Source organism: uncultured Coprobacter sp. (genome assembly GCF_947855755.1).
In the GTDB taxonomy this organism is placed as follows: domain Bacteria; phylum Bacteroidota; class Bacteroidia; order Bacteroidales; family Coprobacteraceae; genus Coprobacter.
The window spans coordinates 24,221-44,946 of record NZ_CANUAR010000017.1; the positions used below are offsets into that span (position 1 = coordinate 24,221).

Consider the following 20,726-nt stretch of genomic DNA (forward strand, 5'->3'; position numbering starts at 1 on the left):
AAAAGCGAAAAAAGGCCGAAATATCTTGCATTTCGGTCTTTTTCGCTTTTTATTATTTTTTTAGTATCTCGATCAATTCTCTCATTCCTTCGGAAGCTCCTTTTCGAATAAAATGGCTTACTCGTCCCGAAGGATCGTGAACATCATTCGGATCAATCAGGTATATGGGAACATTTGTCCGGACATAATTTAGCAATCCTGCGGCCGGATATACGTTTAAAGAAGTTCCGATGATGACAAAAATATCTGCTTCTGATACTAAATCTATTGCCGGCTCTATCATGGGGACAGCTTCTCCGAACCATACGATATGCGGACGTAATTGACCTCCGTCCTCAGCCTTATCTCCAAGATGAATTTCACAATGTTCAGGTGTGAGTGTATAAATTAGTTTTTCGTTCCGTACCGAACGGACTTTCATGAGTTCCCCGTGTAAATGTATTACGTGAGAACTGCCTGCACGTTCGTGTAGATTATCGACATTTTGAGTGATAATATGTACATCATAATCCGATTCCAATTCCACTAATCTTTTATGTCCTGCATTGGGTTCGGATTTAATGAGGGCTTTTCGTAATCCGTTATAAAAATCAAGAACCAGTTCTGGATTACGATACCAGCCTTCAGGTGTCGCTACATCCTCGACGCGGTGGTTTTCCCAAAGTCCATTACTGCTCCGAAATGTTGATAATCCGCTTTCGGCACTCATGCCGGCACCGGTTAATACGATCAGCTTTTTCATTTTGGATCTCTATTTTTAGCATGATAACGTTTATTTTCTTAAAATATTTGTTCAACAAAATATATCGTCTGAGTGTTATACATTTACTTTTAAACGATTATGCTGTTTATTAGTTGCAAATTTATGTTTTTTTTTAATAGAAAATAAAAGAACTATACAATAAAAACTCTATCTTCGTCCGGTAATTAAAAACCGGATGGAGATACGGGAGGTTAAGAGCCTGTCTGAATTTTACTCGGGTCAGTTTTGAGAATTTCTTCCGAGGATGTTTCTCTGATTTTACGAGGAAGATAGCGGGCTATCTGACGAGAGAAAACGGGGAAAAAGACCGGAAGAAAACGCAAAAATGACCTGATAATATTTTTTGTCGGAAAATTTAGACAGCTCTAAGAAAACTTCCGTTAAAAACAACAATTATATATGGATAAATTAAGCTATGCACTGGGGCTGAGTATGGGTAACAATTTTAAAAGCTCAGGTATCCAGACTCTTTCGGTTACGGATTTTGCTAATGGAGTAAAAGCTGTATATGAAGGTGAGAAACCCGAAATGACTTATGACGAAGCAAAACAGGTGATTAATGATTTCTTTACGCAGATGCAACGAGAAGTCAATGATCGTAACCGAGCAGAAGGAGAGGCATTTTTGGCTGAAAATAAAAAGAAATCCGGAGTGGTGGTCTTACCGAGCGGGTTACAGTATGAAGTGTTGACCGAAGGTAAAGGAAAGAAACCTGCTGCAACAGATCGGGTACAGTGCCATTATCATGGAACATTGATCAATGGAGAAGTGTTCGATAGCTCTGTTGAACGGGGAGAACCTGCGGTTTTTGGTGTAAGTCAGGTAATACCGGGTTGGGTAGAGGCTTTGCAATTGATGCCGGAAGGCTCTAAATGGAGACTATTTATACCCTCTGATCTGGCCTATGGAGAGAATGGTGCGGGAGGCAAGATTGCCCCTAATTCTACTTTAATATTTGATGTCGAACTATTAAAAGTATTATAAATAATATCACAAACACAATGAAAAAAACAGTCTTATGTTCAGTCTTGGCTGCAGGTTTAGTAGCTATGGGACTTACTTCTTGTAATAAAAAAAGTGGTGCTGCTTTAGCAGACGGTGTGGACAGTCTCAGTTATGCTTTTGGTGTACTGAATGGTACGGATTTGGCTATGGGATTGAAGCAATATCCTAAAAAAGTGGATATAGATCAGTTCATCAGAGGTATGCAATCTACCGTAAATTCGGACAGTGCGAAATTTTCTTATGAATTTGGAGCAGCTATCGGTTCGAATATGAAACAACAGATCGAACAGATGGGAAAACAGGGTATCGAGATGAATAAAGAAGAAATCTTATCGGCATTGTTCGCTACATTAAAAGAAGATTCTACTTTGATTTCAAGAGCTCAGGCTGAAGAAGTTTTCCGTAACGGAATGCAAGCTATACAACTGAAAAAACAAAAAGAGGAAGCTGAAAAATTGGCGAATACTCCTGAAGCAAAAAAGAATAAAGCTGACGGGGAAGCATTCTTGGCAAAAAAAGCTAAAGAAGCAGGTGTGCAAAAAACAGCTTCAGGTTTGTTGTATAAAGTAGTCAAAGAAGGTAAGGGAGAAAAACCCGTTGAAAATGATAAAGTAACTGTAAGCTATAAAGGAACTTTGATCGATGGTACTCAATTCGATGCCAGTGAGAAAGTAGCGATGTCTGTAGGACAATTGGTTCCGGGATTTAACGAAGCATTGATGTTAATGACTCCGGGTTCGAAATATGAAGTATATATTCCTGCAGAATTGGCTTATGGAACAAATCCTAATCCACGTATTCCGGTTAACTCGACATTAATTTTCGAAATCGAATTGCTGAGCGTTGATAAATAAACTTCAATAGTATAGGATAAAAAAAGAGGACTGAACGAAATGTTCGGTTCTCTTTTTCTTTTCAAAAATAAATTAGATAGTGATATAATATTATGAGAACATTGAAATTTCTGTTGGTTATATTGTTGATAATTTCAGTAGTACCTGTACAAGCAAGGCGAAAAGCTTCTAAAAAACAGCAAAAGGAACAGATACAGTTACCGGCAAAGGTAGATAGTATCAGTTATGCTTTTGGTATAGATGCCGGGAACGGAATTAAGGCTGCATTTAAAGATATTAAAGAACGAAGTGACTTTGAGTTGAAGCCGGAAATTTTCGTACAGGCGTTCAATAATGTTTTATTGAATGATTCTACGGTATTTACAAAAGAGGAAGCAACCGATATCTTGAATAAATTCGGGGCGGAGATGCAGCGTATTGCCCGAGAAAAACAGAAGATTGCCGCAGAAAAGAATCTTGCGGAGGGAAAAGCCTTTTTGGCTGCCAAAGCATCTGAGACTGGGGTACAAAAAACGGAGAGCGGACTATTGTATGTAGTAGAGAAACAGGGAACAGGAGAAAAACCGACTATAAATGATAGAGTAAAAGTTCATTATACGGGAAAGTTGATAAACGGGAAAAAATTTGACAGTTCTTATGATCGTCAACAACCCCTCGAGTTGTCTGTTGGTGGGGTTATTGCCGGTTGGCAAGAAGGTTTGCAGTTGATGCCGGTAGGGTCTAAATATATTTTTTATATTCCGTCTGAGTTGGGATATGGAGAACGTGGAGCAGGAAAAGATATTCCGGCAAATTCGGCATTGATCTTTGAAGTCGAATTGCTTGAGATAATTCGTTAAAAGGGATAAATGTAGCACAATGAAAAATTGTAACTTTCTTTTTGCTGATTTCTTATAGTATTTCGAGGTTTATTCAATAATAAACCTTACTTTTGCTGTCAAAATGATTTGTTATAGCTTTTGAATATGGAAAAGATAGATAACCTTGACAGGCAGATATTAGAAATTATTATGCGCAATGCGCGTATTCCGTCTAAGGATGTGGCTGCAGAATGCGGAGTTTCGCGAGCAGCGATTCATCAACGTATCCAGAGAATGATCGATATGAATGTGATTGTCGGTTCTGGATATCATGTAAATCCTAAAATACTTGGATATCGTACCTGCACTTATATTGGGGTAAGATTGGAAAAGGGGTCTATGTATAAGGATGTAGTTCCTGAATTGGAGAAAATTCCCGAAGTTGTGGAATGCCATTTCACGACTGGTCCATATACGATGTTATGTAAGCTTTATGCCCGGGATAATGAGCATCTTATGGAGTTACTGAATGGCCGCATTCAGGAAATTCCGGGGGTTACGGCTACTGAGACGTTGATTTCTTTGGAACAAAGTATGAATCGAGAGATTCCTATTAGAAAGAGAAGTGAAGAATAAGGTATAATACCCTAACACGGAATAGAAGAGTTAAGGAGTATGTTCATAGCATGCTCCTTATCTTTTTGTAATTGATCGGTCAATTCTTTCAATCCGTTCATTTTCTTTTCAGAACGGAGACGGGCGATAAATTGTATTTCGATGTACTGTCCGTATAGGTCGCCTGAGTAATCAAACAGATGGGCTTCTATACAAGTTTCTCCGTCTGAATGTACCGTAGGACGTTTTCCGATATTTACCATTCCATTATAACGCTGTTCTCTATTTACTATTATTTTGACGGCATATACTCCGTTTGCCGGAATCACTTTTTGCGGATTGTTTATGGCTATGTTTGCGGTAGGAAACCCTATCTTTCTGCCTATTTGGTATCCTGGAATGACATATCCCTGAAGTGCATACGGATGACTCAACAACTGAGTTGCTTCGGATACATTACCTTCATTAATTAGTTTACGGATTACGGAAGAACTTACATTTATATGATTTTTTTCGGGTATATACATTTTGGCTTGTAGAACATCTATTCCTAATGTTTCTCCGTATTTTACATAATCGTCAAAGCCTTCACTCCTATTATGTCCGAAACGATGATCGTATCCTATGAAAAGACATTTCAACGAATAATTTTCTATCAGGAATTTAATAAATTCAAACGCAGACATTTGAGATATTTCCGGTGTAAAATCAAGCACGATGCAATAATCCAGTCCGGTTTCAGAAAGGTTATCGATTTTCTCTTCGAAAGTATTAATCAGTTGAGGACAGTAATCGCTATGTAATATTTCTCGGGGATGATTACGGAATGTAATTACGGCCGATGACATATTCCGACTCCGGGATGTAGAAATGATATCGGAGATTAGAGATCGGTGTCCGGAATGCACTCCGTCGAAAAAACCGATTCCGGCAACTATCTCGGTTCTGATAATAGTATGAGATTGTTCTATGATCTGCATTTGAAGTTTTATAAGCCGAAAATAAATGAAAAATCTTCTCGGGGAGCAACTAAATAGGTTTGAAATCCGAATTTACGGGCAGCGTCGATATTCTTTTGTGAGTCGTCGAGAAACAACGTCTCTTGTGGTAATATTCCGGAATCGGCAATGATCTTTTCAAAAATTTTCGGAGAGGGTTTCGTTACGCCGAGTTGATATGATAAATATAATTTATCGAAATAATCAGGAATATTTAGCCCTTGTATCCGGAATAGTTCGGGAATCCGGCTTTCGAACATAATAGGGTTTGTATTACTGAGCATAAAAAGCCGGTAAGATTTATGCAGTTGATGTAATAATGTCAGTTTTTGTTCTGGTATCCCTACAAGAAAACGGTTGAATGCTTCATCGATTTGTTGGTCTGTGATTGCTTCACCGATATGTTTTCGAACTTCATCCCGAAATTCGGTTGCAGAAATAGTTCCGTCTTCCAAGTCCATGAACATTCCTTTCTGTTCATATTCTCCTAAATATTCAGTAATATCGGAAAATCCCAGATCTTCGAATGCGTCGATACATCGTTGTTTATCGAGATCCATTAGAACACCGCCTAAATCAAAGATAATAGTCTTGATATTTTTCATTATACCGGTAAATTTTTATTAATGAAATTGCTTACAAAAATAAGCAAACTTTATCGATGAGATATGAAACGTTTCTCTATTAACGTTTATTTCCAATATTCGAGAGAAAAGTGGTAGAACTTTTTCATGTGTTAGTATATTCGGTATCAATTGTTTTAATATTACGAATTTAGACAAGTTCTATAACTTGAGTCAGCGATAAAGATTTTCGGAATATTATTGAACAGCAGATAAAGTTTGTCTGATTTGGAGTGATAATTGAAGTATGAATGCAGATACTTGATGTAAAAAACAAAAAATAATTTTGGTGATTCGAAAAAAAAAATTACTTTTGCAATCACTTTCGGGAATGCTCCGAATCGGTCCTATAGCTCAGTTGGTTAGAGCATCTGACTCATAATCAGGGGGTCCTTGGTTCAAGCCCAAGTGGGACCACATTTATAGTTTAAATCGTCTGTTAGATTTGTATCTAACAGACGATTTTTTTTTCATATATCAGATGTCTGATAATGAATTGGTAAAAAATATTTTAGATCGATATGTAATTTTGTTTTTAATATTTTATTATTTCACTGATATTTATTTCATTTGCATAAATGAATAGTATATTTCTGACGTTTTTTCTTTTGTAAAGAACTTCTGATAAGAAATTTTTCCTTTTTATCGACTGTATTAAAAAGCATGATATGCGCAAGATATTGCTTTTATCTTTGTTATTTATATTCCCCTTTTGTGCTTATGCACAATTTGGGCTGATTTCAGATGCTGTTTCTAAATCAAAACAAAAGAAGATCGCCAAACAGAAAACTTTACTCATACAGCGTTATTTGCGACTCGATACTATCGGTGATACGTTATCGATTTTGCGCGTACCGCAAGATGAATTGGATAAGGTTCTTGATTCTAAAGTTGCCGCAACAATCTTTCGCTTGCAGAAAGATCTCGATATTGAGAATAAAAGGTATCATGAAAATAAGGACGTTGTTCTTAATAATATTTCAAATGATTTGTCTTTGTTGAAAGTAGTGAACGACGGATGGGATATTTCTTATTATCAGCGAGAGAGAGATGCTTATGATAAATATCAAAAGGTTCGGGAATTAGAGAAAAGAAAGAAGCTTGTTTTGGAAAAAGCCCGTCGAGATAGTTTGAAAAAAGCCCGGATTGCTTTAGAGGAACTTCAACGCAAGGAGCGATTGTTTCGTCAAGATAGTATTAATAAAGTAGCGGCACAAAAAGCCGATAGTCTTGCTTTGGTAGAAAACCCTTATCTTTATTTGAGCCGGGCAATGGAAGAAGTTGCTCCTCATAGACAATTTACTGTTTTTTATGGTATCGATCTCGATTTTGCAATGCCCCGTTTGTCGTTGTTTTTGCAAGGAGACCTGATGAAACTGACACCGGTTGATTTTAAAGCTGTTCAATCGGGGGTTATGGAAAGATACGAACCTCGTATTTCAACAGAAAAAGAGTATTTAAATGTGAGGTATTATATAAAAAAAGAGGGTAGACACAATAATATAACTCGTTGTGAGATTGTCGGTACTGCAGATTTGGCGGTCCGGCTTTATATTCATTTTTGGCCTCAAAAATTAAAAATCGGAGGGTATAAAGAAGGAGAAATTGCACATTATGAATATTTAGGAGACCGTGTTTCTTTATATGGGATATCTCCGAATTTATATAAAATTATAATTACTTCAGGTAATATGAAAATAGATTATTATAAAAATTTCCGCATTAAATAAAATTAGGAGAGAGTATGAGACAAGTAAAATTTTTGATTTGTTGTGTATTTTTATGGGGGATGTCTTGTCTGTTACATGCCCAGATGTTGGTTGTATGTGCACCGGAATATATGGAAGAAATGAAACCTTTTGTAACATGGAAGATACAGAAAGGAATTCCGACGCAAATGGTTTCTATGTCGGAGATCGGAGAGACGTATGAGGATTTAGGGGATTATGTAAAGGATTATTACCAAACGCATCATAATCGTTATCTTTTGTTGGTGGGAGACGCAAAGCAGATACCAATTAATTATCTTCCCGGTTATGACGTAACACCATTTACACCTTATACCGATGCTGAATACGGATATGTTTCCGGAACATATCCCCCTGATATTTTAGTCGGCCGTCTTTCTGCGGAAACGGCAGATGATGTCAGAGCCCAAGTCGAGAAGATTATCTTTTATGAAAAGAGTGTAGATGAGAATGCGGTCTGGCTTTCGCAATGTGTAGGTATTGCAGATCCTTCAGCTGTGGATAAAGGAGACAATGACGAGACGGATATTCAGCATATCCGTCAAGTGAATTCGGTTTTGGAGCAATATGGTTATACGGCGTATGAGACAAGTACGAAAAAAGAGTTGACGGATTTGTTGAATGCAGGTTGCGGAATTGTGAATTATGCGGGACATGGTTTTATGTCGGGTTGGGCTACTTCAGACTTTTCGGTTTCGGATGTAGCGGCATTGTCTAATGAAGGAAAATTTCCTGTAATTATTTCTACCGGATGTGATAATGGAAAATTCGCTACCGGGACTTGTTTTGCCGAATCGTTTTTGCGGGCTTGTAATAGTGCTGGAGAGCCGATAGGGGCGGTTGGAATGTTGGGATTTTCAGCTCAGGTTACTTGGAATCCACCGATGTTGGGACAAGATGAAATGGTCAGAATCATGACTTCTTCGGATATTCCCGATTCCCGGAAAACTTTTGGTGAAGTTGCGAATGAAGCATATCGGAAAGTGATTGAAAAATATAAAGGTAGTGGAGAAGATGCTACAAAAGAGTGGATATTGTTCGGAGATCCGAGTATGATGTTACGCACCCGTATTCCCGGAAGAATGGCCGTTTCGCATATCGGGGCGGCAGATAATGGAATTACGTCTTTATCTGTCGGTTGTGATAAAGATGGTGCTGTCGTAGCCTTGTCGGAAGGGAATAATTTATTGGCTGTGCAGCCTGTTGAAAACGGGAAAGCCATACTTGATTTTCCGGCGGTAACAGGAGATAAGATATTGACTGTTACGGTGACAGCTTTTGATAAGGTTACTTATATGGGACAAGTTGTTATCGGAGATGGTTCTGGTTTAGAAGTTGCTGATAATGATGCTTCTGTGACGATCTATCCTAATCCGTCACGGGGAGAAATTCATATAGACGGATTATCTGCTTCTTCAGCTGTTATTTCAATATATTCTTTAGACGGAAGCCTTATAAGAAAAGCCGAAGTCGATCTCAGTACTTCTATTCCTTTGAATGTAGAGCCGGGCACTTATTTCTTACATTTGCAAAGTGACGGAAGATATATTGTCCGTCGTATTTTAGTAGCGGAATGAAAATAATGTAGTTATTTAGATATTTATGGGAGATAATCTGTTGAAGTTCGATAGATGATTAATTTTTTATATTTGTAGTATTAAGTTCAGAACGAAAATAGATTCTGTTTGAAATTCAATAGCCTGTCTAAATTTTTCAATAAGATTTAGGCAGGCTATTGAATTTTTTTGATCATTATAATTTCGATTTTGGATATGGATATGAACTGAATATTTTTATTTTTTGAAACAGAAGTATTAGAGCTTGTCTAAATTTTCCGATAAAAAAATATTATCAGGTCATTTTTGCGCTTTCTTCCGGTCTGTTTTCCCGTTTTCCCTCGTCAAATAGCCCGCTATTCTCCTCATAAAAACAGAAAAATATCCTCGAAAGAAACACTCAAAACTGACCCGAGCAAAATTTAGACAGGCTCTTAGAAATTCGCTTAATTTCTTTTTTTCGGGGGAAAATTTCTCTATTATGTTTTTTCTAATTGATACGTTAAGTCTATTTTACGAAATTATTAATTATGTGCGTCTATCTTTGTTTTTGTAATCGTGTAAAAGGTGTCTGCATATAAAGCACATTACAATAACTGTATATCAAAAACAAAAATAGTTGCACATGAAAACAAAAATGCTGTTCGCTGCTGCACTTGCCGGTGCGGTCTTTTTTTCTTGTAAAGAACAAAAAGCTCCCGTAGAAGAGCTTTATAACCGAGTTGATCCGTATATAGGTGCGGGAGGTCATGGGCATGTATTCGTCGGAGCGAGTGTTCCGTTCGGTGCAGTACAAGCCGGACCTAATAATATTCATAAAGGCTGGGACTGGTGCTCCGGATATCACTATTCTGACAGTATTATTATCGGATTTTCTCAAACTCATCTGAATGGGACAGGCTGTTCCGATATGGGGGATATACAGTTAATGCCTTATCCGGGAGATGTGAAGATCGATCGGGGAGAGCAAGATAATATCGAGGGAGCTTATGCTTCTACTTACAGTCATGATAATGAAAAAGTTGAACCTGCTTATTATTCTTTGTTGATGGATAATGGCGTAAGGGCTGAATTAACTGCTACCGCACATGCTGCGATGCACCGTTATACTTTTCCTACCGACCGGACGGCAAACGTTATGATCAATTTGGTAGAAGGTAATGGTGATCGGGCAGACTCTACTTATATAAGGCTGGTGGATCGTAACACAATAGAGGGGTATCGTTTTTCTAAAGGATGGAGTCCCAGACATAAAATCTTTTTTGCAATTAAAAGTAATGTCCCTGTAGATCAGTTGGTGGTTTTTGATAAAGATCAACTTGTTAAAGAGGAAGAAGGTTACGGTCTGATTAAAGGTGTGGCTCGTTTTGAAAAAGCCCCTTCAAATGTAGTTTGGAAAATCGGAATCTCATCGGTTAGTTGTGCAAATGCTATGGCTAATTTGGATGCAGAAATGCCGTCTTTTGATTTTGACAGTGTTGTTATTGCCGGTAAAAAACTGTGGGAACGGGAACTTTCACGAATTGCGATTAAAACATCGAACGAAAAATATAAGAAAGTTTTCTATACCTCCCTTTATCATACGGCCATTGCTCCTACAAGATACAGTGATGTAAACGGCGATTTTCGGGGACATGATGATAAAGTATACAGTAATGTGCCTTATACCAATTATTCGACACTTTCCTTGTGGGACACTTATCGTGCATTGAATCCGTTGTTTACGATTATTCATCCGCAAATGGTCTCGGATATTGTAAATTCGATGTTGGGTATTTACGATCAACAAGGACGCCTTCCTATTTGGCCTTTGGCAGGTGGTGAGACGAATTGTATGCCGGGTTATAGTGCCATACCGGTTATTGCGGATGCCTATTTAAAAGGGTTTGGGGGATTTGATGCTGAACGGGCTTTTGATGCATGTGTCAAATCAGCTACTAATCCGAATCAAAAGGGTATTTCTTTCTTGATGAATCGTCGTTATATTCCTTGTGATTCTGTTCATGAAGCTCCATCTTTTGCCATGGAATATGCTGTCGGAGACTGGGGTATTGCTCAAATGGCGAAACGTATGGGAAAATTGTCTGATTATCGTGTTTTTGCCGAACGGGCTAACTATTTTGAAAATTATTTCGATAGTTCTATTGGGTTTATTCGTCCCAAAATGGCTGACGGAAGTTGGCGGACTCCTTATGATCCGTTCATTAATGTTCACGGGCGGGGAGATTTCTGTGAAGGAAACGGTTGGCAATATACTTTCTTTGTTCCTCAAAATCCGGAAGGGTTGATTTTGTTGTTTGGTGGAGATGAAGGCTTTACAAAAAAATTAGATGAATTTTATGTTGCAGAGGGAGATCTCGGAGAGTATGCCGCTCCTGATATTTCGGGATTGATCGGACAGTATGCGCATGGAAATGAGCCGAGTCATCATGTGGCCTATCTTTATGCGTTTGCAGGACAGCAGTGGAAAACTGCTGAAAAGGTACGCTATATCATGGATAATTTCTACACAGATCAGCCGGACGGAATTATTGGAAATGAGGACTGCGGTCAAATGTCAGCTTGGTACATACTCTCTTCTATAGGCTTTTATCAAGTGAATCCGTGTAATGGGGTGTTCGTGTTCGGAAGTCCTTTGTTTGATGAGGTGTCGATCACATTGCCTGAAGATAAAACATTTATTGTAGAGGCGATAAATAACGGTCCGGAAAATATCTATATACAAAAGGTTGAGTTGAATGGAAAACCTTATTCTCGTAGTTATATCCTTTATCAGGATATTATGAAAGGCGGAAAACTGACTTTCTATATGGGAGATAAGCCGAATTATGATTTCGGAACAGCAAAAGAAGATCGACCTGTTTCTTTGATTTTCGATAAAGAGTAGAAATCCAGTTAGTATAGGAATATAGAATAAAAGCTGCCGCAGATTTCTATTTTGCGACAGCTTTTATTCTATATTTTAATCGAAAAGTGTAGGTTATCGGTTTGTTAATTGATTATTAAGTGCCAGTTATAAGGGTGGTTAATATTCCGCATTTACCTTTGTCTTGTAATCGTTCATTTATATATATCATGAAAAAAAATTCATTGCTGCTGTTTGTCCTTTTGGGTTTTTCTATTTCGATAGAGGCTCAGAAAACAATTTGTAATCCGCTCGACCTGAGTTATGGTTGCGGAGGTAAAGATGCCAATAAGCCTTATAGAGAGTGTGCAGACCCGGTTATTGTGACGTTTAAAGGGAAGTATTATTTGTTTACGACTCAAGATCGGGGAGGGTATCGTATGTCGGACGATCTTATTCACTGGAAAGATATGGAGTTCAGCGAGAATGTCCGCAAAGAAGCTATTACCGACGGAATGCGCTATACCGCACCTGCTGTGGCTGCTGATAGTAATTATGTATATTTTTTCGATTTCAACGGAAAACGGAGTCCAGGGTTGATAATCCGGTCTTCAGATCCTTCTACCGGGAAATGGGAATCTTTCGGGAAAATCCGTATGTCGGCAGATCCTCATTTTTGGATAGAGAACGGAAAGATCTATGTATATAATGGTTTAGGCGGGCCTGGAGAATGTTTTGAATATGATATGCAGAAAAAGGAGGTTATCCCTCAATCGCAAAGCATACTGCGCCCCCGCATAACGAATATGGACACGTGCGCCGGGTATCATTTCGGGCAACATGAGCTTGCCCGAGAGCTGGAAGCCGGGAAGTGGAAATATAATTTCAAACGGCAACCCTGTCCTGAGGGTAGTTGGATGGTAAAACACGACGGGAAATATTATCTTCAGTATGCAACACCCGGAACAGCATCCCAATGGTATTGTGATTTTGTATTGGTAGGAGATAATCCGAAAGGACCGTTCGTAGAACAGCCTTATAATCCTATTTCGTTGAATGTCGGAGGATTTATGGGAAGTGCCGGACATAGCTGCGTTTTTCAGGATAAATATGAAAACTGGTGGCAGGTTTCTACGATGTGGGTAGGTAAATATACCGGATTCGAACGTCGGGTCGGGTTATTTCCTGTGAAGTTTGATAAAGAAGGGCGAATGAAAGTATATACTCGTTTCGGAGAATATCCCGCATATATCCCGCAAAAAAAATTCGATCCTGATAAAATCAATTGGACTGGTTGGAATCTTTTGTCCAAAGATAAGGAATGTACTGCCTCCTCATTTGAAAAGGGTAGAGAACCTTCCAAAGCTGCCGATGAGGATATTCGTACATGGTGGGCTGCTCAACATAAGAACCCGAATGAATGGTTATGCATGAATTTGGGAGGAGTAAAGACCGTGCGGGCGATACAGGTCAATTTTACCGAAATAGAGATCGATAAAAATTTAAAAGATGCCGATGATTATAATTTGTATAAGTTATATGTATCGAAAGATGGGAAAAATTGGACATTGTTGATCGATAAGAGTAAAGAAAAAGCCTTTACTCATGATTATGTAGAATTGGAAAAGCCGGTAAAAGCCGCATATATCAAAATAGAAAGTATTTATAGTGCTAAAAACGGAAAGTTCGCTTTATCTGATTTGCGGGTTTTCGGAGAGGGCAACGGAAAGTTGCCGAAACGGCCGGAAAATGTTTCTGTGTTACGGGATGAAAAGGATGATCGTTATGCAACTGTAAAATGGAATAAATCCCCAAATGCTGACGGATATATCGTACAGTTCGGATATCGTAAGGATTTCTTGAATCAGACAATTCGAGTGAAAGATAAAAATAAGACATCTTTAGATATTCATATTCTTATACCCGGGCAAAAGTATTATTATCGAGTAGATGCTTATAATGAAAACGGAGTGACTGAAGGGAGAAATATTGTCGCAGATTAATATGAAGAGCTTGTTCATTTTTTTTCGATAAAAAATGCCTGCGCGAATTTAGATAGACTTTAAAGGTGATTTTGAAAGTCTGATTTAAAGAGATAAACGCCATGTTTGCCAAACATGGCGTTTATCTCTTTATTGGTTATGTTGTGACATGATTTTCTATAAATGAGCATTTGGGTTATAGTTCATTTCTTTGGTCGCTTCTTTGACTTCTTCTGTTGTCGTTTCTCTATTATCGGCTTTATCTATCGCGATTCCGGCAAATTTCTCACTGGGAGCAATACACTTATTGATGTATTCAGCACCACTGTCTTTCAGTTCATCTCTGAATGTTTTTGCCGGGCAGATATTAAGATTCTCATCGTAGCCGACTAAAGCGATCTTTTTTGATTTGAGATCTGATTTTTTTAATAAGATGATAGCGTTCTTCCATTCATCAGACAATTCTCCGGCTTGCCAGTTGGGAGATATGAAAACGAAAGTATCATAATTATTTAATTTTTCTTTTGTCATCGATACCAGAGAAAAAATGTCGGACTCTTTGACACCCCATTTTTCAGAAGTTTCATTAATCATATTTCCCCTTTTTTCGATATGTGAATCATAAAATATTGCTGTTTTTCCCATAAACTATATTTATTTTTTTTTGATTTATAGTGAGATATGATAATTTATATATCAAAACAAATCATCTGTACAAAATGTTTCCCTCTATCGGGAATCCATAGCAATATTTATGGGAAATAGCATTTATTTTCCTGAAGATAACTGTTCTGTTAAGAATGTTTTAACTTCCTCTATTTCTATATCTTTCGATATTATACGTCTCTCGGAGTCCAGAATATAGAAAGACGGGGAGAGAGGGGTATCGTAAAAACTATCATATCGGGATATATTCCGGTCAGGATCCCATAGGTTTGTCCAGTCTTGAAGTTTGTGTTTCTGTATGAAAGAACGCCATAAATTTATGTCATCGGATATATTGAATGCGACAATACTCAGTTCTTTCGGTGTATATTTCTTATAAAATTTGTGTAAAGAGGGGATTGCTTCTTTACAATGAGTACAGTCGGGATCATAGAAACAGATAACCATATATTTTCCGTAAAGATCTTTTAAATTTAATGTGTCACCCTGTGGAGTTAAGGCCGTAAAGAGTACGGCTTTTTCTCCAATTAGACAGTGCTTTTTCAATTTTACAGTATATTTTAATCGTTCTATCCATCCCGGATCTTCATTGCCGAACGGCTGTTTTAAATAATACTGTTCCGCCAGTTTTATCCAGACGTTTTCCATCCATGGTATTTGACTGTCGATTGCCCGGTAAAATAAAAAATCCAGAGTCCATTGCTTTGCTTTATCGGACGAACAATTGTCGATCAATCGACAGCTTACATTAAATATTGTGTCTGGTTGCTGAGTGATAATAGAATCCATAAAATACGCAAGTCTGCAAGAAAAGTCGGGAGTATTGAAATCTTTATGGTTCAAAAAATCTATGAGTGTTTTTATATTATCTTGAGATACTGAGTATTTGTCGGAAGATTTCGATATTTTATTCTTTCCGTTTGCTTTCGGTACGAGTAGGAAAGAAAATAAACAGATGAAAAATCCGACAAAAGAAATCTTTTTCATATCCTGTTAATCTTTTATAGACTGATATATGACCGATTGAATACGCGGGCGAATATTCAGAGACATTAAAGCTGTATTCCAACGATGAGCATAGACTCGGTTGCTTAGAAAAATGAAAATCAGATCGTTTTCCGGATCAACCCAAAATGCTGTTCCCGTATAACCTGTGTGACCATAAACACATTCCGGAGCTTCTTCGCAGGTCGGGCTTTTCTTTGTGTTTTGCACATCCGGTTTGTCGAACCCCATTCCTCTGCGACTGTTAGAACTTTTGGTTTGAGTAAAAAGTTTGACAGAATTTTCCGTTAAAATACGTTTCCCCCCATAAGTACCCTTGTTGAGCATCATTTGCAGTATTTTAGCCATATCGGTCGAATTGGAAAACAATCCCGCATTTCCACTTACACCTCCAAGAAAACAAGCCAGTTCGTCATGGGGATATCCGATCATAATCTGTTTTCGTAAAAACTCGTCGTTTTCGGTAGGTGCGATTTCTGATCTGTTTATTTTCAATAATGGTCGGAAAGTGGTTCTGTTTGCACCTAAAGGTGCAAAAAAGTTTGTCATCAAATATTTATCAATACTTTCTCCTGTAATATTTTCCACCGCTTTTTGAAGCAGGACGAAATTGAGGTCACTATACCTGTATTTCTTATTTTCGAACGGTTTTATTCGATAAATAGCATTTAGAATTGTATCCTTTAATGCCGGAGATGCAAATAAATTTTCAGCGATAGGTATAGTAAAATCTTTTTCTTTTACTGAAGAAAACAAGTCCGAACGAAGCTTACTGTCTTTATGAGCGAATAGTTTTTTCTCAACTTGAATCCGGTAATTGATGTCCCGACTACCTTTATATAAGGGGGCTTTACCCGGAAGAGTATCTGTCAACAGCTTTGCGATCGGAATACCCGAAGGTAATCCGGTTTCGTGGAACAGAACTTTACGGATTGTGATATTCGGAGAAAATGTTTTTCGGATTTCCGGGATATAACGGCTGATTCCGCTATTGATATTGATTTGGTTTTTATCATTTAACAACATGATTGCCGGAACTGTTGCGATTGCCTTGGTTATCGATGCGACATCATAGACATCTCCGGAATTAACCGGGTGAGTGTGAGCGTAGTCGAAATAACCGAAAGTGCGGTCATAAACGATTTTTCCTTTTCTGGCGACCAATACCTGACATCCGGGAAATGCCTTTTGTTGAATTCCGTCTTTTATGATAGTATCGATCTTTTGTAAAATCCGGCTATCCATTCCTGCTTCTTCCGGAGAGGCATATCCCAATCGGGTTATCGGAGTTTTCAATCCTTCTCCCATAGCATATAATCCCTGTATATTAACCGGTAATTTGCCTTTTGCTTCTATACCCCCGAATAATAGCTCGGCTGCATATTCTTGAGCTAACGGCGTACTTTCGTAAGCCATTATTACGGCTTCTGCATCGGGTAATATGTCTTTATACGCATTTAAAGCATACGGAGATACGAAAAAGACAAGGATGGGGCGTTTCCCTTTACAAGCTCGTTTTACGAGTTCGATATTTTCCTTTTTTTCAGAATATATGCCGATGATTATCGTATTATATTTTGATAGTTGCTGAATCGTTTCGTTGGTTAATGCCGGTTTCATACCTGCATATAGTAGCGATGGGACAACTTCTGCATAATTTTGAAGCATGTTTTGGAAAGAAGTTTTGGCTTTTACACCTACCGAGACAGCTCCGAATGTCCGTTTCTCGAGATCTGAAAGAGGGATCGTATTATTCTTATTTTCTAATAAGGTCACTGAACGTGCGAAGAGCTGGCGTGTGATTCGTTCTGCATTGGGATTATTAAGTTCTTCGATAAGGTTTTCTGTTCTGACCGGTCGGTATTGGTTTAATCCGAGTATATATTTGTAACGCAATATCTTAAGACATTTTTCCTCAATTATCTGGTGAGATATTTCATTATTTTCCAACGCTTTTTCTAACCGTTCGATTTGAGTTCCCGGAATAACCGGTTTCAACAGCATATCATTCCCGGCTAACAGTGCGGTAAGGGCTTGGTCAGGATAGGATGATGCACCCTTCATTTCTAATGCATCGGTAAAAGTAAGTCCTCGAAATCTAAGTTTTTGTTGTAATAGAGTGTCGACAATAGCCGGAGAAAGAGAGGCCGGCAACTCTGTTGTATTGTCTAATGCCGGGATGAGTAGGTGTCCGGTCATCATTCCGGATAATCCGGCATCGATATAACGTTTGAAGGGCAATAGTTCGTTTTTTTCGAGATGTGTTTTGCTATGATTGACAATCGGGAGTGTGTGATGGGAATCTTCGGAAGTATCGCCGTGTCCGGGAAAATGTTTCCCGACAGCCATTACACCTTCGCTTTCGAGACCTTTGGCGTATGCAATCGCTTTACGGGCTACTTGTTCCGGGTTTTCACCGAATGACCGTCTTCCGATTACCGGATTCTGCGGATTGGTATTGACATCAAGAACCGGAGCGAAGTTTACTTGTATTCCCATTCTGCGACATTGACGTCCCATTTCTTTGCCGTAAGCATAAATAAGGCTGTCATTGTAGATTGCTCCCAATGTCATATTGATCGGGAATTTAGTCGTATTTTTTAGCCGCATGGCAAGTCCCCACTCTCCATCCATGGTGATCATGAGCGGAATTTTTGCCAGAGATTGGGCGTAATTGGTTAATTCCGCTTGTTTTTGTACATCCCCGCTTGTAAATAACAGACCTCCGGCCTTGTATTCTTCAACATATTTGCGTATCAGTTCTTTGTTCTTTGCGGATGTGTTGACATCGACTGCTAACACAAAAAGTTGCCCGATACGTTCTTTTACGCTCATTGAGTCGAAAACCGAATCTACCCAATGCTCCATTCTTTGGGAATCTGCTTTTTTATAGAGATCCGGTTCCCGTTTTGCTCGTATGGGAAGTATAAAAAACAGTATAAAAAGAATTGGCAATATTCGGTCTTTCATTGATTTGTTTTTTATTTTTCTTGAATGAGTCTGTTGTCCAACGAGGCTTTCAGTTTTTCTCCTTTAGCAGTTTTGTCTGCTATATATTGCAACATGACGTCTCTCAACCGCAAATCCAAATCGGTGCGTGACACTGAATTTTTAAACGGGACCAGTTCATCGTTGCCATTGGCTATGTAATCGATTGTAGCTATTGTATATAACCGGGAATCATCGATTTTTTCTCCGTTGATTTTTAGTCCGTATGCTTTCCCGTCTTTCCCGATTTTTACTTCTACCTGTTTGCTTACTCCTTCACCTCCGCGACGGGCTATGATATCAAAAAGATCTTTTACATCTTTTCCTTTCAGAGTAATTACGGAAATGCTGTTTTCGAACGGGAAAATACTGAATATATTTCCGACCGTAATATCTCCTTCAGGTAAAGATGTGCGTATTCCTCCTATATTCATGACTCCGAAATCACATTTCTTTCCGGTATTTTTTTCTGCAGTTTCCACTAACAAATCGGAAGTGAAATTCGACAGACAGCTCTGAGGACGTTCTACATCCATTGCTATTTCCGATTGTCCGATTATACGGGATGTGATACTATCTACTTTTGTTTTGTAAATATCTATAATTTCAGCGACAGCCATATTAGGGGAAGCGTCGAGTCTTGCTGTTACGGGAATAGTATATCCTTTGCTTTCTGTAACTGTATAGTGAGTTGCGGTACAGGCTGTAATAGTGTATAAAACGACTCCGCCGATAATATATTTCAATGTATTCATAAATTCCATTTCTTTTATTCTTTTTCAACAGTTAACTCTATGATTCCGATATTCAGACCGCTTTTACCGGTTTGTCCGATGATGACATCTTTCCCCAATTTGTTTTTTACTTTTTTTGCCATAGGCAATAATGTATGCGTATGTCCTCCGATAATAACATCTATATTTTCGCTTTGTTCTGCTAATTTGATGTCATCAGGCACGTTTCCCGGCTCTTCAAAACCTATATGCGACAAGATGACAATGACGTTTACCCCTTTTTCTTTTAATTGTACGGCTATTTTATTGGCTGTCTCGATAGGATCATGAAAAATGATGCCTTTAAAATTTTTTGCTTCGATAAGACTTTTCGGATTTACCCCTAACCCTATAAAACCGACCGTAATGCCATCTATTTCTTTGATGACGTAAGGTTTTATTTTAGAAGCCAGAGCTGTTTTGCTGACGTCGTAATTTGCATTTATAATATCGAATTTTGCAAGAGAGTACATTTGTGCGAGGGCTTCCACTCCGTTGTCGAATTCGTGATTTCCTATCGTCCCTATTTCATAGCCTAAAGCGTTCATCAGTTCTATTTCAGGTTTTCCTTTGAAAAAATTGAAATAGGGAGTACCCTGAACGCAATCTCCTGCATCGACTAAAAATACGTTTTTTTCAACACTACGAATACTATCTATAAGAGCCTTTCTTCTTAAAATTCCTCCCATATCGGGATTTTTAGAGGCTGATTTTGATGTCGGCTCTATCTGACTATGAGTGTCATTTGTGTGTATAAATACAATTTTTTTTGTTTCCGCCTGTAATGTCAACGTGATGAAACTCAAAAAAAAGAAAGCGGATAGAATTTTTGTTCGCATGATTTTATTGTTCCTTTGTTCTTATTCTGGTGACTTTTATTGCGAAAATAGCAAACTTTATCGGGGCGATGAAACCCGATGCCGTTATTAACGTTTATTTGTTGTTACGGAAGTTTGTTTATCCTACCTCGTTTGTAAAAAAAATCCCTTTGATTTGGTTATCTGGCAAATATATTGTTACTTTGCACCGCTTTTCGTAATCTCTGGCAGGAGAAGAGTACCCTGTTACATTACGTTTCAATACAAACATTTTAAATAGCTATTAAAAATGGATCTGATTAAAGTTGCAGAAGAAGCGTTTGCTACCGGGAAACAGCACCCGAAATTCAAGAGCGGGGATACGATTACCGTAGCATACCGTATCAAAGAAGGTAACAAAGAACGTATTCAGTTGTATCGTGGCGTTGTTATCCGTATTTCAGGACACGGTGATAAAAAGCGTTTTACAGTTCGCAAAATGTCTGAAAATGTGGGAGTAGAAAGAATTTTCCCGATCGAATCTCCGTTTATCGACAGTATTACTGTAAATAAAATCGGTAAAGTGCGTCGTGCTAAATTGTATTATTTGCGTGCACTTACCGGAAAGAAAGCCAGAATCAAAGAAAAGAGAGTGTAATTATTCTCAAGGAAGGCTATATAAAAACCGCTTCGGAAATACGAGGCGGT

At 38.2% G+C, this 20,726-nt stretch carries 17 protein-coding genes and 1 tRNA gene; 10 read left to right on the forward strand and 8 right to left on the reverse strand.

Features of this window, described 5'->3' with window-relative positions; genetic code table 11:
* Nucleotides 1–52: 52 nt before the first annotated feature.
* Nucleotides 53–742, reverse strand: a complete 690-nt coding sequence (locus Q0093_RS09775; RefSeq protein ID WP_297929990.1) for an NAD-dependent deacylase — start codon at nt 740–742, stop codon at nt 53–55.
* Between the two features lie 420 nt (nt 743–1,162).
* On the opposite strand from Q0093_RS09775, the gene Q0093_RS09780 reads away from it, so the two are divergent.
* The 4 genes from Q0093_RS09780 (at nt 1,163) to Q0093_RS09795 (ending at nt 4,058) form a co-directional block, all read left to right on the forward strand.
* Nucleotides 1,163–1,747 (forward strand): FKBP-type peptidyl-prolyl cis-trans isomerase, encoded by a 585-nt coding sequence (locus Q0093_RS09780; RefSeq protein WP_294176476.1) that lies wholly within the window; start codon nt 1,163–1,165, stop codon nt 1,745–1,747.
* A gap of 17 nt (nt 1,748–1,764) precedes the next feature.
* Complete coding sequence (locus tag Q0093_RS09785; RefSeq protein WP_294176474.1) at nt 1,765–2,622, forward strand: FKBP-type peptidyl-prolyl cis-trans isomerase; 858 nt, start codon at nt 1,765–1,767, stop codon at nt 2,620–2,622.
* Nucleotides 2,623–2,714: 92 nt separating this feature from the next.
* Nucleotides 2,715–3,461, forward strand: coding sequence for an FKBP-type peptidyl-prolyl cis-trans isomerase (locus tag Q0093_RS09790; protein ID WP_297929992.1), 747 nt, complete (start codon nt 2,715–2,717; stop codon nt 3,459–3,461).
* Between the two features lie 126 nt (nt 3,462–3,587).
* Nucleotides 3,588–4,058 (forward strand): Lrp/AsnC ligand binding domain-containing protein, encoded by a 471-nt coding sequence (locus Q0093_RS09795; protein WP_294176470.1) that lies wholly within the window; start codon nt 3,588–3,590, stop codon nt 4,056–4,058.
* An 11-nt stretch (nt 4,059–4,069) separates the two neighbouring features.
* Here Q0093_RS09795 and Q0093_RS09800 read toward each other — a convergent pair whose 3' ends face one another.
* Entirely contained in the window at nt 4,070–5,017 is a 948-nt protein-coding gene (locus Q0093_RS09800) for a bifunctional riboflavin kinase/FAD synthetase (RefSeq protein WP_297929995.1), read from the reverse strand.
* A gap of 8 nt (nt 5,018–5,025) precedes the next feature.
* Nucleotides 5,026–5,640, reverse strand: coding sequence for an HAD family phosphatase (locus tag Q0093_RS09805; RefSeq protein ID WP_297929997.1), 615 nt, complete (start codon nt 5,638–5,640; stop codon nt 5,026–5,028).
* 361 nt (nt 5,641–6,001) lie between these two features.
* On the opposite strand from Q0093_RS09805, the gene Q0093_RS09810 reads away from it, so the two are divergent.
* The 5 genes from Q0093_RS09810 (at nt 6,002) to Q0093_RS09830 (ending at nt 13,810) form a co-directional block, all read left to right on the forward strand.
* Nucleotides 6,002–6,075: transfer RNA gene (locus Q0093_RS09810), tRNA-Ile, on the forward strand.
* A 251-nt stretch (nt 6,076–6,326) separates the two neighbouring features.
* Complete coding sequence (locus Q0093_RS09815) at nt 6,327–7,388, forward strand: hypothetical protein (protein WP_297929998.1); 1,062 nt, start codon at nt 6,327–6,329, stop codon at nt 7,386–7,388.
* A gap of 14 nt (nt 7,389–7,402) precedes the next feature.
* Nucleotides 7,403–8,983 carry a C25 family cysteine peptidase gene (locus Q0093_RS09820; RefSeq protein WP_297930000.1) on the forward strand — a complete coding sequence of 527 codons (1,581 nt, stop codon included), beginning with the start codon at nt 7,403–7,405 and terminating at the stop codon, nt 8,981–8,983.
* Nucleotides 8,984–9,587: 604 nt separating this feature from the next.
* A complete protein-coding gene (locus Q0093_RS09825) occupies nt 9,588–11,849 on the forward strand; it encodes a GH92 family glycosyl hydrolase (RefSeq protein ID WP_297930002.1) in 2,262 nt (753 codons plus the stop codon).
* 188 nt (nt 11,850–12,037) lie between these two features.
* Nucleotides 12,038–13,810: a family 43 glycosylhydrolase gene (locus Q0093_RS09830; RefSeq protein WP_297930004.1), complete on the forward strand. Its 1,773-nt coding sequence runs from the start codon at nt 12,038–12,040 to the stop codon at nt 13,808–13,810.
* A gap of 156 nt (nt 13,811–13,966) precedes the next feature.
* Here Q0093_RS09830 and Q0093_RS09835 read toward each other — a convergent pair whose 3' ends face one another.
* From Q0093_RS09835 to Q0093_RS09855, 5 genes are all read right to left on the reverse strand, one after another.
* Nucleotides 13,967–14,434 (reverse strand): hypothetical protein, encoded by a 468-nt coding sequence (locus tag Q0093_RS09835; RefSeq protein WP_297302852.1) that lies wholly within the window; start codon nt 14,432–14,434, stop codon nt 13,967–13,969.
* A gap of 123 nt (nt 14,435–14,557) precedes the next feature.
* Nucleotides 14,558–15,442 (reverse strand): peroxiredoxin, encoded by an 885-nt coding sequence (locus Q0093_RS09840; RefSeq protein ID WP_297930006.1) that lies wholly within the window; start codon nt 15,440–15,442, stop codon nt 14,558–14,560.
* Nucleotides 15,443–15,448: 6 nt separating this feature from the next.
* Nucleotides 15,449–18,430 (reverse strand): glycoside hydrolase family 3 N-terminal domain-containing protein, encoded by a 2,982-nt coding sequence (locus Q0093_RS09845; RefSeq protein WP_297930008.1) that lies wholly within the window; start codon nt 18,428–18,430, stop codon nt 15,449–15,451.
* Between the two features lie 11 nt (nt 18,431–18,441).
* Nucleotides 18,442–19,203, reverse strand: coding sequence for a 5'-nucleotidase C-terminal domain-containing protein (locus Q0093_RS09850; protein ID WP_297930010.1), 762 nt, complete (start codon nt 19,201–19,203; stop codon nt 18,442–18,444).
* Between the two features lie 14 nt (nt 19,204–19,217).
* Entirely contained in the window at nt 19,218–20,060 is an 843-nt protein-coding gene (locus tag Q0093_RS09855) for a metallophosphoesterase (RefSeq protein ID WP_297930012.1), read from the reverse strand.
* 268 nt (nt 20,061–20,328) lie between these two features.
* Between Q0093_RS09855 and rplS the strand changes: the two genes are divergently transcribed.
* Nucleotides 20,329–20,676: a 50S ribosomal protein L19 gene (gene rplS, locus Q0093_RS09860; protein ID WP_009318129.1), complete on the forward strand. Its 348-nt coding sequence runs from the start codon at nt 20,329–20,331 to the stop codon at nt 20,674–20,676.
* Nucleotides 20,677–20,726: the final 50 nt, after the last annotated feature.